At 54.0% G+C, this 328-nt stretch carries 1 pseudogene; it reads left to right on the forward strand.

Features of this window, described 5'->3' with window-relative positions:
- Positions 1-85 precede the first annotated feature (85 nt).
- Positions 86-328 (forward strand): annotated as a pseudogene (locus B7449_RS14335) (hypothetical protein); the annotation flags it as partial.

Raw genomic sequence — 328 nt, forward strand, 5'->3', positions numbered from 1 at the left:
ATTTCGCTCATAATCGTGTCATTTATTCTTGTACAATTATGATAATCATCCTAGAATTTCCCTGTCGCTACATTGGGAGTTCATCATGGCCGTGATTACTGCGTCGGAAGGCCGCATCACCCTGAAGGCCGACTTTCATCCCGAACTGGCAATCCAGGCCCGACGTTACAGGGGACGTTTTCTCGGCAAGGAAATCGGCTGGTCCTTCCTGCCCGAACATGAGCCGGCGATCCGCCAGCTCTGCCAGACCCTGTATGGCGTGAATGGCACGCCAGATGCATGGCATGACTGCTGCACCGTGCAGGTCGAAGTCGACGAGCAGGATGTC

The organism is Komagataeibacter intermedius TF2 (genome assembly GCF_000964425.1).
In the GTDB taxonomy this organism is placed as follows: Bacteria; Pseudomonadota; Alphaproteobacteria; order Acetobacterales; family Acetobacteraceae; genus Komagataeibacter; species Komagataeibacter intermedius.